The organism is Acidocella sp., from assembly GCF_052326845.1.
Taxonomy (GTDB): domain Bacteria; phylum Pseudomonadota; class Alphaproteobacteria; order Acetobacterales; family Acetobacteraceae; genus Acidocella.
Genome location: NZ_JBKQJR010000010.1, coordinates 1 through 14451, shown reverse-complemented (window position 1 = coordinate 14451; position 14451 = coordinate 1). Strand labels below are relative to the sequence as shown.

The window sequence follows — 14451 nt, the reverse complement described above, 5'->3', positions numbered from 1 at the left end:
GGGGAAGACACCCCCGGGGCCGCCATCGAGGCGATCGGCAACGAACTGGCGTTATTCGACGACTGGATGGACCGCTACGAGTTCATCATCGAGCTTGGCCGCAAGCTGCCCGCCTACCCCGCCGAATGGCAGAACGAGGCCCACCGCGTGCAGGGCTGCCAGTCGCAGGTCTGGCTGGCGGCGCATGAGGACAGCGGCAAGCTGTACTTCACCGGCGCGTCGGATGCCGCCATCGTCTCCGGGCTCGTGGCACTGGTGCTGCGGGTTTATTCCGGGCGGACGCGCGCGCAGATCCTCGCCACCTCGGCACAATTCCTGCGCAATCTCGGGCTGATCGGCGCGCTCTCCACCAATCGCGGCAACGGCGTCGCCGCGATGGTGGAGCGGATTCAGGACATGGCGCGCGCCAGTTAAGACATCAGACCCAGTGGCCGGGGACCCACACCCAGGCCCCGCCACGCACAGCCCAGTGGCCGTCCACCCAGCGGTGCCAATTCGGGCTGCGGCGCACGTAATGGCCAGGCACCCAGTGGTAGTTATAGCCGTTCCACGCCCAGTGCCCCGGGCGCCAGATATATGCAGCGCCCGGCGGCGGGGGCGGCGGGGGCTCGCTGCGCAGGGGGGGCGGCGCGATATAGCCCGGCGGATAAGGCGGTACCGGCTGGGCCTCTGCCGCGGCGGCGCCTGCCACCAGAGCGGCTGCGGCGCCAAAAACCAAGGTGGCGAGAGATCGGCGTGTCTTCATGGCAATCTTTCCCCAAAGTCTAGCAAAGTCTACGCCGCGAACCTGCCCCTGAAATGGGGCAAATTTTTGCCGCGCCTCAATCGCCGAACTTGTTGGAGCGCGGGAACCCGTTGGGCGGCATCTTGCCCACAGCGGCGCGGGCGCCCAGCCATTCGGCCAGCTTCTGCTCCACACGCAGCTTGTCGCCGATGCGCCAAGTGAGCCCCGCGGCAAGGCTGAAGGTCTTCACGTCCGCCAGCCCGCCATCCTTGTATTTCTGCAGCTGCACGCCGGTACCCTTCGGCATTTCCGGCAGTTGCTCCAGCGGGAACACCAGCAGCTTGCGGTTCTGGCCGATGACCGCCACATGGTCGCCCTTCACCGGCACGCAGGCCTGCCATTCCTCGCCGGGCTTCAGCACCAGAATCGTCTTGCCCGCGCGGCGCTCGGACGCCAGTTCCGAGCCGGGCAGGATGAAGCCGCGCCCGGTGGACGAGGCGACAAGGTATTTCTGCCCCGCATCCGGCACGAAAAGCGACAACACGCCGTCCTCGTTCGCCAGCTCGACCAACAGGCGGATCGCCTGCCCGTCGCCGCGCCCGCGCGGAATGTCTGCTCCCTTGAGCGTATAGACACGGCCATTCGTCGCCAGCAGTGCGATTTTATCGGTAGATTCGCAGCGCAGCAGATGCGCGAGCTTGTCGCCCTCCTTGAATTTCAGCTCCACGTCGTCGGCCAGATGGCCTTTCTGCGCGCGGATCCAGCCTTTCTCGGAAAGGATGACGGTGATCGGCTCGCGCTCCACCAGCGCCTCGGCGACAATCTCCACCACCGGGGCGGCCGCCGAAATCCTGGTCCGCCGCGCGCCAAGCGGGCCAGAGCCAAATTTCTCGCGCACCCCGGCGATCTCTTCGCCAATTTTCGCCCAGCGCTTGCCTTCGTCCTTCAGCAGGGCCTGGAGGGTTTTCTGCTCCGCCGAGAGCTTCTTGTGCTCGTTGCGGATTTCCATCTCCTCAAGCTTGCGCAGGGAGCGCAGGCGCATGTTGAGGATCGCCTCGGCCTGCACCTCGGTCAGCTCGAAGGTGCGGATCAGCACCGCCTTGGGCTCATCCTCGGTGCGGATGATGCGGATCACCTCGTCGAGATTAAGGAAGACCTTGATATAGCCTTCCAGGATCTCCAGCCGCCGCGCGATGGCATCCAAACGGTGCTGCGAGCGCCGCACCAGAACCTCGTGCCGGTGGTCGAGCCAGGCGCGCAGGATCGCCTTCAGCCCCATTACGCGCGGGGTGCGCCCGGCATCCAGCACGTTCATGTTCAGGGCGAAGCGGGATTCAAGCTGCGTGGCGCGGAACAGCGAGGCCATCAGCATCTCGGGGTCCACAATGCGGGTTTTCGGCTCCAGCACCAGGCGGATGGTCTCGGCGCTCTCGTCGCGGACGTCGCCCAGCAGCGGCAGCTTCTTCTCGGTCAGCAGGATGGCGATCTGCTCGACAAGGCGGGATTTCTGCACCTGATACGGGATCTCGGTAACGACGATGACCCAGGTGCCGTGCTTGCCCTCTTCCCTCGTCCATTTGGCGCGGGTGCGCAGGCTGCCCCTGCCCGTCTCATAGGCGTTCAGGATGGTCGCCTCATCCTCCACCAGCTCGCCGCCGGTAGGGAAATCCGGGCCGCGCATATGGGCTAGCAGCTCGGCGGTGGTGGCCTCGGGGTTGCCGATGAGGTGGATGGCGGCGGCGCAGACCTCGCCCGCATTGTGCGGCGGAATGGAGGTCGCCATGCCCACCGCGATGCCCGAGGCGCCATTGGCCAGCAGGTTCGGGAAGGCGCCGGGCAGCACCAGTGGCTCCTGTTCCTCGCCGTCATAGGTGGGGCGGAAATCCACGGCGTTCTCGTCGATACCGCGCAGCAGCAGCTCGGTGACCTCGGTGAGGCGCGACTCGGTGTAGCGCATCGCCGCGGCGTTATCGCCGTCGATATTGCCGAAATTGCCCTGGCCCTCGATCAGCGGGTAACGGGAGGAAAACTCCTGCGCCAAACGGACCAGCGCCTCGTAGATGGAGCTGTCACCATGCGGATGAAACTTACCCATCACGTCGCCCACCACGCGGGCGCATTTCTTGAAGCCCGAGCGCGGGTCCAGCTTGAGCTGGTGCATGGCGTAGATCAGCCGGCGGTGCACCGGCTTCAGCCCGTCGCGCACATCCGGCAGCGAACGGGACATGATGGTGGACAGCGCATAGGCGAGGTAACGCTCGGAGAGCGCATCGCTCAGCGCCAAATCCTGAACATCATCCGGCATTTCGCTCATCCTCCAGCCTGCGAGAGAGATGCTCATAAAGACCGGCCCGCGCCGGTGGAAGGGGGCGGTGCCGGGCCCCGAACACGTCCCGCTCCAGAAAATGCCCGGTAATGCGCAAGGCCGCCACGCAATCGGCAAGGCTGGCGGGCGCATCCGCGATCAGAAACTCCGGCAACGGGAACAGCCTGGGCGCCCAGTCGCCGGCCTCGGAAAGCGTCACCGCCCGGCCTGTGCGGGGCGAAACGTAAGCCAGCCGGTCATTCCCCCCGGCGGAGGCGGTGAAATCCAGCCCGAAGCCCAGTTCGCGCAGCAGTGCCATCTCCCAACGGGCGAGCTCGGGCAGCGGGAAGCCGGGAATGTCGATGCCCGCCAGCAACCGCATCAGCCCCGCGAAGGTCTCCGGCGCGGCCTCGCGCTCCGGCAGTGCGCAGGCCGCCAGGGCGCAGGCGGCGTTCAGGATCTCCAGCGTCTCGGACGCGCCCATGGCCAGCGCCGCCACCGGGCGCACCAGCTCACCCGTGAAGGCGCCGAGTTGCTCGGCCACCCGCGCCACCCAACGCACAGAGAGGATATTGCCCCGCTGCCAGATCGCCACCTGGCGCCGCGAGGCTCCGCCCTTGGCCAGCCCGCGCCACAGCCCCAGCGGGGTGAGGAGCGTGGCCACCAGATCGCCCTCGCCATGCACGGCGGTCTCAAGGACGATGCCTGGCTCCTGCCACTCCACCGCTTACACGAAGGTCGCGGAGATGAACTCGGCCCAAGCGCCCTCGTGGGATGCGCCCGGCTCGGCCATTTGCGTGGTGAAGACGATGCTGCACGGCCCCTGGTATTCCGGCAACTGCATTACTACGCCGCGCGCCGCGCCGCCCTTCACCACCTCTATCGCCGAGGCCAGGATCGTCCCGCTCTCGCCGCGCATCTCCACCTTGAAGCGCACCGGGGCGGAATCGTCCTGCACCACACGCATGGAGACCTGCAATTCGGCGTAGTCGAGATTGTGTTGGGTGATGGTCACTCGCGCCGAGGGCGTGCCGTACTGGTTGGGGTGCAGGCGGAAACCGTTGCGCCCCACCAGGAAGAAGCCCGGCGGATCGCCGCTCACGTTTTCCAGGGTGAGGTTCCGAGTCGGGCCGTCCGGCGCGAAGACAGGGATGGAGCGCGGCGGCTCGGGCGGGGCCTTCTTCAGGGCGCGGCGGTAGAACAGCACGTAATCGCCGGAGACCATGGCCAGGAACTCGGCCATCGGCAGCTTGGCCATGGTATCGGGCGGCAGCGGCGTGCCGCCGGTCTCCACCGCCAGCATACGCACCCGGCGCGGCAGCGGCTCGTCGAGAATCCCCGCCGAGGCGGCGTCCAGCGTCAGGACGATGGTATCCACGTCGCCCCATCGGCGGTGGTTGAGCAGATGCGGCAACGGCGTGGCGGTGATCTGCCCTGCCTCGTGGCGCATCAGCGCCGGGTAACCGGCATCGCCCTCACGGCCGAAGAAATCGTAGCGCGCGTTGTCCGTGCCGATGGCGACGTTAAGGACTGTGATGTTGCCATAGGGCACCGTGTTGAGCATGGCCACGCGCTGGAACGCGGCGTTGGGCTCTGTGGCGAGGACCTCCGCCCCCGGATAGGCATGCGCCAGCGCCACGCTGCGGTACCCTGCACCGGCCCCGATTTCCAGGATACGGCGCGGCTCGTGGAAGAATTTTAGCCCGTTTAGCTGCGGGTGGAACGAGGCGCTGGCCGCCTCGGCATCATCCGTCCCGGCGCGCAGCCAAATGGGAAACGGCCGCTGCGCCACCGGCACCACGACGAGGCCGGATTTGCCAGCGACAGCGGCGGCGAAGCGTTCCTCCAGCGGGTCCGGCAGCTCGGCTGGCCAGGCGGTGCGGGACGTCATGCCAGGGCCGCCTTGGCGACTGCGGCCAGATACCGGGCCGCGATGGGCAGGATCGCATCGTTGTAATCGTAGCCGGGGTTGTGCAGCGGTTTGGTGGCGCCGTTGCCGATCCAGGCATAGGCGCCGGGCAGAACTTCCAGGAAGCGGCCGAAATCCTCCGCGGCCATGGAGCCGCGCTGGGCATGCTCGACATTCAGCCCGGCCGCGGCCGCCGCGGCGCTGGCCAGCGCCACCTCCGCCTTGCTGTTGATGGTGGGCGGCAGGCTGCCGAAAATCTCGACATCCGCCGTGAGCTCATGCGCCTGCGCTGTATGCCGCGCGACATCCGCGAGGCGCGTTTTCAGCAATTGCATGGTCTGCGGCGTCAATGCCCGAACGGTGCCACCCAGGGTCGCGGCGCTGGGGATCTGGTTGTGCGCCTCCCCGGCGGCGAGAGTGCATGTCGAGATCACCCCGGCCTCTTGCGGGTCCTTGTTGCGGGCGGTGATGCTGTTAAGCGCGATGATAAGGTGGGCCAGGCCCTGCACCGGGTCGGCGCATTCATGCGGCATGGCGGCATGGCCTGCGCGGCCATTCAGGGTGATGGAGAAATTCGCCGCCCCGGCCATCACCGGCCCCTCGTGCAGCATCACCGTGCCCGCCTCCAGCCCCGGCCAGTTATGGTAGCCGAAGATCCTCTGCATCGGGAACTTCTGCAGCAGTCCGTCGGCCAGCATGGCCTCGGCGCCGCCGAAGCCTTCCTCGGCTGGCTGGAAGACAAGGTAAATCTTGCCGGACCAGCCCGGATCGTCGCGCAGCAGCAGCGCTGCCCCGAGCAACGAGGCCGTATGCCCGTCATGCCCGCAGGCATGCATCACGCCCGCATTGCGGGAGGCATAAGCCAGCCCGGTCGCCTCATGGATCGGCAGGGCATCCATATCCGCCCGCAGCCCCACCGCGCCGTTCCCGCCACCATGGGACAGCACGCCCACCACGCCATGCCCGCCCACACCGGCGGCATGGGGAATGCCGAGTTCGGTCAGCCGCGCGCAAACATAAGCCGCGGTTCCCGACTCTTTCAGCGAGAGTTCAGGAAGCGCATGTAGATGATGACGCCATATGGCCAGCTGCAAGGCGAAGTCGTCGGGCATAACGGCTCCCTTCCTTATCGACCGGAGAGAGCGATGATCTTCTTGCGCCCTTGTCGATAACGCCAATCACGAAAGCTTGAGCGCCTGGAGTGGGCACACCCCAATTTATTACGGAAAATCAATATTATAACCCTATCCCACACGAATCCCCTGGCCCGGAGGCCTTGGTTTAAGTCATATGGGCTGCCGCAAACCATTTCCACCCGTGATTGCAGCGCACCGTATTGCAGGGATCAGGTTAACAGTATGAATTTTAAGTAAATTATGCCTTGACCGAGGGCGATATGAATTATTGTTAATGTCGACGTCAGACCGCCCGGGCCAGGGCCAGATAATTCACCGACAAGTCACGGCTCACCTCGAAGCGCCGGCGCGCGGGGGAGAAGCTCAGCCCCGCCGTATCGGCAAGGCTGAGCCCCACCTCGCGGCAATAATGGCCTAGCTCCACCGGGGTGACGAATTTCTTCCAGTCATGCGTGCCCGCGGGCAGCAGGCGGAGAATGTATTCCGCGCCCAGCTTGGCCGTGAGGAAGGATTTGGGCGTGCGGTTGAGGGTGGAGAGGAACAGCAGCCCGCCCGGCTCCAGAAGTGCTGCGAGGCTACGCAGGAACTCCACCGGGTCGGCCACGTGCTCGATGATCTCCAGCGCGGTGACGACCGGGAATTTCAGCCCCTCCTGCACCAGCTCCTCGGCGGTGGCGTTGCGGTATTCCAGGTTCAGATCCTGCCCCTGCGCATGGCTGCGCGCCGCCTCGATCACCTCCGTCCCGGCATCGACGCCCAGAACGTCGAAGCCCTGTTTGGCCAGCGCCTCGGCCAGCAACCCGGCGCCGCAGCCCACGTCCAGTATCTCCACCCCCGGCCCGACGAGGTTGCGCACCCGCTCCGCCACCCAGGCGGCACGGGGTCCGTTCATCATGTGCAGGGGGCGCATCGGCCCGTTCTCATCCCACCAGCGCGCCGCCAGGGCGTTGAATTGGGCAATTTCTTGAGGGATTACGGAAGGGTGCTGCATTGCCGAAACTTTTCTCCGCCGCTATGTGACGCCCCCGGCGGTTTTCCACAAGGGTTATAGTATGGCGCGTATCGTTATGAAATTCGGCGGCACCTCGGTGGCCGATCTTGACCGCGTCCGCAATGTAGCCAAGCGGGTGAAGGCCGAGGTGGACAAGGGCAACGAGGTGGCCGTGGTCGTCTCCGCCATGGCGGGGCAGACGAATCAGCTGGTTACCTGGTGCCAGCAGCTCTCCCCGCTGTTCGACGCGCGGGAATACGATGCCGTGGTCGCCACGGGCGAGCAGGTGACCGCCGGGCTTGTCGCCATCGCCCTGCAGGAGCTGGGGCAGGACGCGCGCAGCTGGCAGGGCTGGCAGATTGCCGTGGAAACCGACGGCGCGCACGGCAAGGCGCGCATCGAGTCGATCGACGGCGAGGAGCTGATCGAGCGCATGAAGAGGGGCCAGGTACCCGTGGTCACCGGCTTCCAAGGTATCGGCCCGGATAACCGCATCACCACGCTGGGCCGCGGCGGGTCGGACACCTCGGCCGTGGCGCTGGCCGCCGGGCTGAAGGCCGACCAGTGCGATATCTATACGGACGTGGACGGAGTTTACACAACCGATCCGCGAATCGTGCCGAATGCGCGTAAACTGAATAAGATCACCTACGAGGAAATGCTGGAACTCGCTTCCGTGGGGGCGAAAGTGCTGCAGACCCGCTCGGTGGAGCTGGCTATGAAGGAGCATGTGCGCGTGCAGGTGCTCTCCAGCTTTACCGATATTCCGGGTACATTGGTTGTTGATGAGGAAGAAGTCGTGGAACAGGAAATCGTCGCCGGCATCGCCTATTCACGGGATGAAGCCAAAATCACCGTCCGCCGCGTGCCGGACCGTCCGGGCATCGCCGCCGCCGTGTTTGTACCGCTGGCCGATGCGGGCATCAACGTGGACATGATCGTGCAGAACGTCTCCGCCGACAGCACGACGGACGTAACCTTCACCGTGGGCAAGACCGACTTCCTGCGGGCCAAGGCAGCACTTGAGGCCGCGCAGAAGGAGATCGGCTTCGCCGAGCTGGTCACCGACCAGAACGTGGCGAAGATCTCGGTCGTCGGCGTGGGCATGCGCAGCCATGCGGGTGTCGCCGGCACGATGTTCAAGACACTGGCCGAGCGCGGCATCAACATCCAGGTCATCTCCACCTCCGAGATCAAGGTGAGCGTGCTGGTCGCCGCTGAATACACCGAGCTGGCGGTCCGCGCCCTACACACGGCGTACAAGCTCGATGCTTAATTTGAACAACGCCGCCGCCGCCGAGTTCGAGGCGCTGACGCGCCGGGGCCGGGAATTCCTTGGCACCGAATACGCGATCATGGCCGGCGCAATGAGCTGGGTGAGCGAGCGCCATCTGGTTTCCGCCATCTCCAATGCCGGCGGGTTCGGCGTGCTCGCCTGCGGGGCGATGCCGCCTGAGCTGCTGGAGAAGGAGATCGAGGCGACCAAGACGCTGACGAGCAAGCCCTTCGGCGTGAACCTGATCACCATGCACCCGCAGCTGGACGAGCTGATCCAGGTCTGCGTGCGGCAGAAGGTGAGCCATGTGGTGTTCGCTGGCGGCATCCCCTCCGCCGCGCATATCAAGGCCGCCAAGGAAGGCGGGGCCAAGGTCATCGCCTTCGCCCCTGCCCTGGTGCTGGCCAAGCGCCTGGTGAAGTCTGGCGTGGACGCGCTGGTGATCGAGGGCTCCGAGGCGGGCGGGCATATCGGCCCGGTCTCGCTGACCGTGCTGGCGCAGGAGATCCTGCCGCATATCCGTGATGTGCCGGTCTTCGTGGCCGGCGGCCTGGGGCGCGGCGAGGCGATCCTGGGCTACCTGGAGATGGGTGCCGCCGGGGCGCAGCTCGGCACGCTGTTCGCGGCCTCGAAGGAGAGCATCGCGCACGAGAACTTCAAGAAAGCCTTCCTCAGGGCCAATGCGCGCGACGCCCTGCCGAGCGTGCAGCTGGACGACCGCTTCCCCGTCATCCCCGTGCGCGGGCTGATGAACGAGGGCACCAGGCGCTTCATGCGCCACCAGGCGGAAGTCGTGCAGAAATTCCAGTCCGGCGAGTTGGACAAGACCGCCGCGCAGCTGGAGATCGAACATTTCTGGGCCGGGGCCCTGCGCCGCGCGGTGATCGATGGTGACGTGGAAACGGGCTCGGTCATGGCCGGGCAGTCAGTCGGCATGGTGACCGAGATTCTGCCGGTGGCGGAAATTCTGGCGGCGCTGAAGGCCCAGGCCATCGCCGCCCTGGCTGCGCGTGCCGCCCGAAGCTGAAAACACGCCCAAGCGGCGCAAACGCAAGCCGAAACTCGGCGATACGCGGCATCTTTTTGCCGCGCTGCGGGAGCATCTCGCCTCCGGCACCGCCAGCCTGGCCGATTTCGCCAAGCTGGTGGCCGAGGGGCTGGCGACCGATGCCAGCGTCATCTACGTCGCCCGCGCGGGCGAACAGCTGGAACTCGCGGCCACGCAGGGCCTGAACGTCCAGGCCGTCGGGCACACCCGCCTGCGGGTGGGGGAGGGCATTGTCGGCATGGTCGCCGCCTCCGGCGACATCATGAACCTCGCCGACGCGCAGAACCATCCGCTCTACGCCTACCGCGCCGAGATCGGCGAGGAGAACATGGCCTCCATGCTGGCCGTGCCGGTGAAGCGCGCGGGGCGCACCCTGGGCGTCATCGGCGCGATGTCCCGCGAGCCGCGCGTGTACGCGCCGCTGGAGGTGGAGGCGCTGGCCACCGTGGCCATGCTGCTGGCGGAGATCCTGGCCAAGGCCGGGGCCACCAATATGGGCGAGGAAGGCTTCTCCGAGACCCTGCCCCGGCGCTACCCCGGGCATGTGCTCTCCGCCGGCATCGCCCGCGGCAAGATATTGCCCTATGGCGCCACCGCGCCCATCGCCCGCCTGCTCACCGACGACCCGGAAACCGAGCTGAAGCGCCTCGATATAGCCGTGGAGGAGGCGAACAAGAGCCTGGACGGGCTGATGGCCGGCATCCTGCCCGGCGGCAACGCCCCGCGCGACGTGCTGGAGGCGTACCGCATGGTGGCGCAGTCCTCCGGCTGGCTGAGCCAGGTGCGCGATGCGATCAATGACGGCCTGACCGCCGAGACCGCCGTGGACAAGGTGGCGCGCAACCTGCGCGAACGCATGCGCCGCATCGCCGACCCGTATCTGCGCGAGCGCCTGGCCGATATCGAGGACATGGTCGGGCGGCTGATGGTCGCACTCGGCGGCATGGCGCCCAAGCCGGAGCGGGCGGATGGCTATATCCTGCTCGTCCGCCGCCTCGGCCCGGCCGATCTGCTGGACTGGCACTCGCGCGGCATCGCCGGTGTCGCCATCGAGGAAGCCAGCCCGTCGGGCCATGCTGCCATCCTGGCGCGGGCGCTGGGGCTGCCCGCCCTGCAGGTGGACCGCGGCGCGGTGGAAGCGGCGCAGGAAGATGACCCGGCGTTGCTGGATGCCGAGGGCGGCACGCTGATCCTGCGCCCAGAGCCGGAGGTGCTGCAAGTCTACGACCGCGCGCTGGAAGCCCGCTCGGTGCGCGCCGCAGCACTCGCTGCGTACCGCGACCTGCCGGCCGTGACCAAGGACGGCACGGAAATCTGCCTTATGCTGAACGTCGGCCTGGCGATGGAGCTGGACCAGCTGGAGAAGACCGGCGCGGACGGCATCGGCCTGTACCGCACCGAGATCGCGGCCCTGGCGGCGGGCGGCATCCCCGATGTCGCCGGGCAGGCCGCGGAATATGGCCGCGTGCTGGACCGCGCCAACGGCAAGAAGGTGCAGTTCCGCACGCTGGACCTCGGTGCTGACAAGCTGCTGCCCGGCGAAACCTCCATGGGCGAGGAAAACCCGGCCATGGGCTGGCGCAGCTTGCGCGTGGCGCTGGACCGCCCCGCGATCCTGCGCCGCCAGCTCCGCGCCCTGCTGCTGGGCGCGCAGGGGCGGCCGCTCTCCGTCATGTTCCCCATGGTGGCCACGGTGGAGGAGTTCCGCACCGCGCGCGACCTGCTGGAAGCCGAGGCGGCGCGCATCCGCCCCGCCCCGGAGCGGCTGGAGGCGGGCACGATGCTGGAAGTACCGTCGCTGCTGTTCCAGCTTCCCGGCCTGCTGGCCGAGGCGGACTTCATCTCGGTGGGCACCAACGACCTGATGCAGTTCCTGTTCGCCGCCGACCGCGGCACGCCGGCACTATCGGACCGCTACGACACGCTCTCCGCCCCGGTGCTGGAACTGCTGGAAAAGCTCGTCACCTGTTGCCAGGAGGCTGGGGTGCCGCTTTCCGTCTGCGGCGAGGCCGCCGGGCGGCCGCTCGACGCCCTGGCCTTCGCCGCCCTGGGCATCACCACGCTGTCGATGTCCGGCAATGCCATCCTGCCGGTGAAAGCCGTGCTGGTGGAGGCCGACCTCACCAAGCTGCGCCCTGTGCTGCGCGAGTTGCGCCGGGCGGGAGCGGCGGGCGGCAGCATCAGGGAACCGCTCGCGGTTTGGGCGCGCGAGCATAATCTGGCGATTTGAGCCTTACGACATTCAGGTATAGAAGCTGCACCGCATGGCGGATGATATGACCGGGACCGATGTGATGGACCATGACCCAAGCTCCGGCGTGGCGCGCGTGGGCGCCGGACTGCGCGAAGTGCGCGAACGTCTCGGCTGGAAACTGCCGGATGTGGCGGAGAGCCTGCGCATCCGCCTCGAATACCTGACCGCCATCGAACGCGGCGATCTCTCGCCCCTGCCCGGCCCCGCCTACCGTACGGGCTTCGTGCGCGCCTATGCGCAGATCCTCGGGCTGGACGGCGAGGAGATCCTGCGCCGCTTCCGCGAGGCAGGCGGACTGGGCGAGACGCAGAATGTGAGCCTGAAGGTGCTGGCCACGGTGCCGGACCGCGGCGTGCCGCGCGGCGCCCTGGCCCTGGTGGGCGTGGTGGCGGTGCTGGCAGGCTACGGGCTTTGGTATCATTTTACCGCCGACAACCGGCATTTGGCCTCCAACGTGCCGCCCGTGCCCGCCGAGCTTGCGCCGCTGGCCCTGCCGCCCGTGGTAAAGACCACGGCCGCCGATGCCACGGCACCCGCCGCCAAGCCAGACGGCCAGGCGGCGCCGCAGGTCGCAGCTGCCGCCGCCGCCAAGGCGCAGGCTCCCGCGCAAACGCCCGCTCCAGCACCCCAGGCCGCTGCCCCGGCAACGCCTGCCCCCCCGCCGGGCGCCGGCATGGTGATCACCGCCACGCAGGATGCCTGGATCCAGGTGCAGGATTCCACCGGCAACATCCTGTTCAGCAAGGTGCTGCACGCGGGCGACACTTGGCCCGTGCCGCAGGAGGCCGGGCTGACCATGACCACCGGCAATGCCGGTGGCACCGAGATCGTCACCAACGGCACCGCAGGCGCCCCGCTGGGCGCCGTGGGCGTGGTGCTGCACAATTACGCGCTGACACCGCCGGCCGCGCCTGCCAGCGCCGCGCCAGGCACAACAAAATGATGGAGTGTGCATGAACTACCGCGAATACCAGCAGATCGCCCGCCGCAAGTCGCGGCAGATCAGCGTTGGCAATGTGAAGGTCGGTGGCGATGCGCCGATTTCCGTGCAGACCATGACCAACACGCTGACCACCGATGTGGACGCGACCGTGGCGCAGATCCTGCGCGCGGAAGCCGCGGGCGTGGATATCGTGCGCGTCTCCTGCCCGGATGAGGAAAGCACGGCGGCGCTCAAGCACATCATCAAGCAGGTGAACGTGCCGGTGGTGGCGGATATCCACTTCCACTACAAGCGCGGCATCGAGGCCGCCGAGGCGGGCGCTGCCTGCCTGCGCATCAACCCCGGCAATATCGGCAGCCCGGACCGCGTGCGCGAGGTCATCAAGGCCGCACGCGACAATAACTGCTCCATGCGCATCGGCGTGAACGCGGGCAGCCTGGAGAAGCACCTGCTGGAGAAATACGGCGAGCCCAACCCCGATGCCCTGGTGGAATCCGCGCTGGAGCATGCCAAGATTTTGCAGGACCACGACTTCCACGAGTTCAAGATCTCGGTGAAGGCGTCCGACGTGTTCATGGCCGTGGCGGCGTATCAGCAGCTGGCGGAAGTGTGCGACCACCCGCTGCATATCGGCATCACCGAGGCAGGCAGCAAGCGCGCGGGCACGGTGAAATCCTCCATCGGCCTGGGCTCGCTGCTCTGGGCCGGGATTGGCGATACGATGCGCGTCTCCCTCTCTGCCGAGCCGGAAGAGGAAGTTCTGGTCGGCTGGGATATCCTGAAGTCGCTCGGCATCAGGCATCGCGGTGTTCGGATCATCTCCTGCCCCAGCTGCGCGCGGCAGGGCTTCAATGTCATCAAGACCGTGGAGACGCTGGAACAGCGCCTCGCGCATATCAAAACGCCGATCACGCTGTCCATTATCGGCTGCGTGGTGAATGGCCCCGGCGAGGCGCTGATGACCGATCTCGGCCTCACCGGCGGCGGCGGCGGCAAGCACATGATCTATGCCTCCGGCAAGACCGACCACACGATCTCCAGCGAGGAGATGGTGGAGCATCTGGTCGAGCTGGTGGAGACCAAGGCGGCGGCGGTCGAATCGGCGCTGGCGGCGGAGAAAGCCGCGGCCGAATAGCTGCGTTTTTTGCGTTTTTGTTCCTCCGGAGCGGGACGCCGCTCCGGATTTTTATTTTGATGGTGAACCTATGGCGAATGTTCTGCAACCAGTCCGTGGCACGCGCGACCTGATCGGTGACGATGCGGCGCGGCATTTTCATGTCGTGGAAACGGCTCGGCGGATCACGTCGCTGTATGGGTTCTCCGAATGGCAGACGCCGATCTTCGAGGACACCAAGGTGTTCTCCCGCACGCTGGGCGAGACCTCCGACGTCGTGACCAAGGAGATGTATACCTTCGAGGATCGAGGCGGTGATTCCGTCACGCTGCGGCCCGAGGGCACGGCGGGCGTGTGCCGCGCGCTCATCACCAACGGCCTCACGCAGACGCTGCCGCAGAAGGTCTTCTACACGGGCCCGATGTTCCGCTACGAACGCCCGCAGAAAGGCCGCTACCGCCAGTTCCACCAGATCGGCGTGGAGCTGCTCGGCCCGGCCACGCCGCTCGCCGATGCGGAGGTGATCGCCGCAGGCTGGCAGATTCTGAACGAGCTGGGCATCGCCGAGGATGTGGTGCTGCACATCAACACGCTGGGCGATGTTGCCTCCCGCGCCGCGTACCGTGCCAAACTCGTCGAATATTTCAGCAAGTTCGTGAATGAGCTCTCGGAAGACAGCAAGCTCCGGTTGGAGAAGAACCCGCTGCGCATCCTGGACTCCAAGGATGAAGGCGACAAGAAACTCGTCGCC

At 66.8% G+C, this 14451-nt stretch carries 13 protein-coding genes; 7 read left to right on the top strand and 6 right to left on the bottom strand.

Annotation, left to right across the window (positions count from 1 at the left end):
• Positions 1 to 414 (top strand): SufE family protein (locus tag ACLPJJ_RS00800; protein WP_443588773.1); only part of this gene is annotated, 414 nt, incomplete at its 5' end.
• A gap of 4 nt (positions 415 to 418) precedes the next feature.
• Here the strand turns inward: ACLPJJ_RS00800 and ACLPJJ_RS00795 are convergent.
• The 6 genes from ACLPJJ_RS00795 to ubiG form a co-directional block, all read right to left on the bottom strand.
• On the bottom strand, positions 419 to 745 hold the full coding sequence (locus tag ACLPJJ_RS00795; RefSeq protein ID WP_443588772.1) for a hypothetical protein: 327 nt from the start codon (positions 743 to 745) through the stop codon (positions 419 to 421).
• Between the two features lie 76 nt (positions 746 to 821).
• On the bottom strand, positions 822 to 3029 hold the full coding sequence (gene parC, locus ACLPJJ_RS00790; RefSeq protein ID WP_443588771.1) for a DNA topoisomerase IV subunit A: 2208 nt from the start codon (positions 3027 to 3029) through the stop codon (positions 822 to 824).
• Positions 3019 to 3753 (bottom strand): DNA repair protein RecO, encoded by a 735-nt coding sequence (gene recO / locus ACLPJJ_RS00785; protein ID WP_443588770.1) that lies wholly within the window; start codon positions 3751 to 3753, stop codon positions 3019 to 3021. Before recO ends, parC begins: the two co-directional genes overlap by 11 nt.
• Before the next feature lie 3 nt (positions 3754 to 3756).
• Positions 3757 to 4920: a hypothetical protein gene (locus ACLPJJ_RS00780; protein ID WP_443588769.1), complete on the bottom strand. Its 1164-nt coding sequence runs from the start codon at positions 4918 to 4920 to the stop codon at positions 3757 to 3759.
• The gene (locus tag ACLPJJ_RS00775) at positions 4917 to 6050 is read right to left on the bottom strand and encodes an amidohydrolase (RefSeq protein WP_443588768.1); all 1134 of its coding nucleotides are present in this window, start codon (positions 6048 to 6050) and stop codon (positions 4917 to 4919) included. Before ACLPJJ_RS00775 ends, ACLPJJ_RS00780 begins: the two co-directional genes overlap by 4 nt.
• 307 nt (positions 6051 to 6357) lie before the next feature.
• On the bottom strand, positions 6358 to 7065 hold the full coding sequence (gene ubiG / locus ACLPJJ_RS00770; protein ID WP_443588767.1) for a bifunctional 2-polyprenyl-6-hydroxyphenol methylase/3-demethylubiquinol 3-O-methyltransferase UbiG: 708 nt from the start codon (positions 7063 to 7065) through the stop codon (positions 6358 to 6360).
• A gap of 61 nt (positions 7066 to 7126) precedes the next feature.
• Between ubiG and ACLPJJ_RS00765 the strand changes: the two genes are divergently transcribed.
• The 6 genes from ACLPJJ_RS00765 to ACLPJJ_RS00740 all read left to right on the top strand — a co-directional run.
• Positions 7127 to 8341 (top strand): aspartate kinase, encoded by a 1215-nt coding sequence (locus ACLPJJ_RS00765; protein WP_443588766.1) that lies wholly within the window; start codon positions 7127 to 7129, stop codon positions 8339 to 8341.
• Entirely contained in the window at positions 8334 to 9368 is a 1035-nt protein-coding gene (locus tag ACLPJJ_RS00760) for an NAD(P)H-dependent flavin oxidoreductase (protein ID WP_443588765.1), read from the top strand. The genes ACLPJJ_RS00765 and ACLPJJ_RS00760 overlap by 8 nt, the downstream gene beginning before the upstream one ends.
• Positions 9352 to 11619, top strand: coding sequence for a putative PEP-binding protein (locus ACLPJJ_RS00755; protein ID WP_443588763.1), 2268 nt, complete (start codon positions 9352 to 9354; stop codon positions 11617 to 11619). The genes ACLPJJ_RS00760 and ACLPJJ_RS00755 overlap by 17 nt, the downstream gene beginning before the upstream one ends.
• 46 nt (positions 11620 to 11665) lie before the next feature.
• Positions 11666 to 12586, top strand: coding sequence for a helix-turn-helix domain-containing protein (locus ACLPJJ_RS00750; protein ID WP_443588762.1), 921 nt, complete (start codon positions 11666 to 11668; stop codon positions 12584 to 12586).
• A 10-nt stretch (positions 12587 to 12596) separates the two neighbouring features.
• The gene (gene ispG / locus ACLPJJ_RS00745; RefSeq protein WP_443588761.1) at positions 12597 to 13721 is read left to right on the top strand and encodes a flavodoxin-dependent (E)-4-hydroxy-3-methylbut-2-enyl-diphosphate synthase; all 1125 of its coding nucleotides are present in this window, start codon (positions 12597 to 12599) and stop codon (positions 13719 to 13721) included.
• Between the two features lie 70 nt (positions 13722 to 13791).
• Positions 13792 to 14451 (top strand): histidine--tRNA ligase (locus tag ACLPJJ_RS00740; protein ID WP_443588759.1); only part of this gene is annotated, 660 nt, incomplete at its 3' end.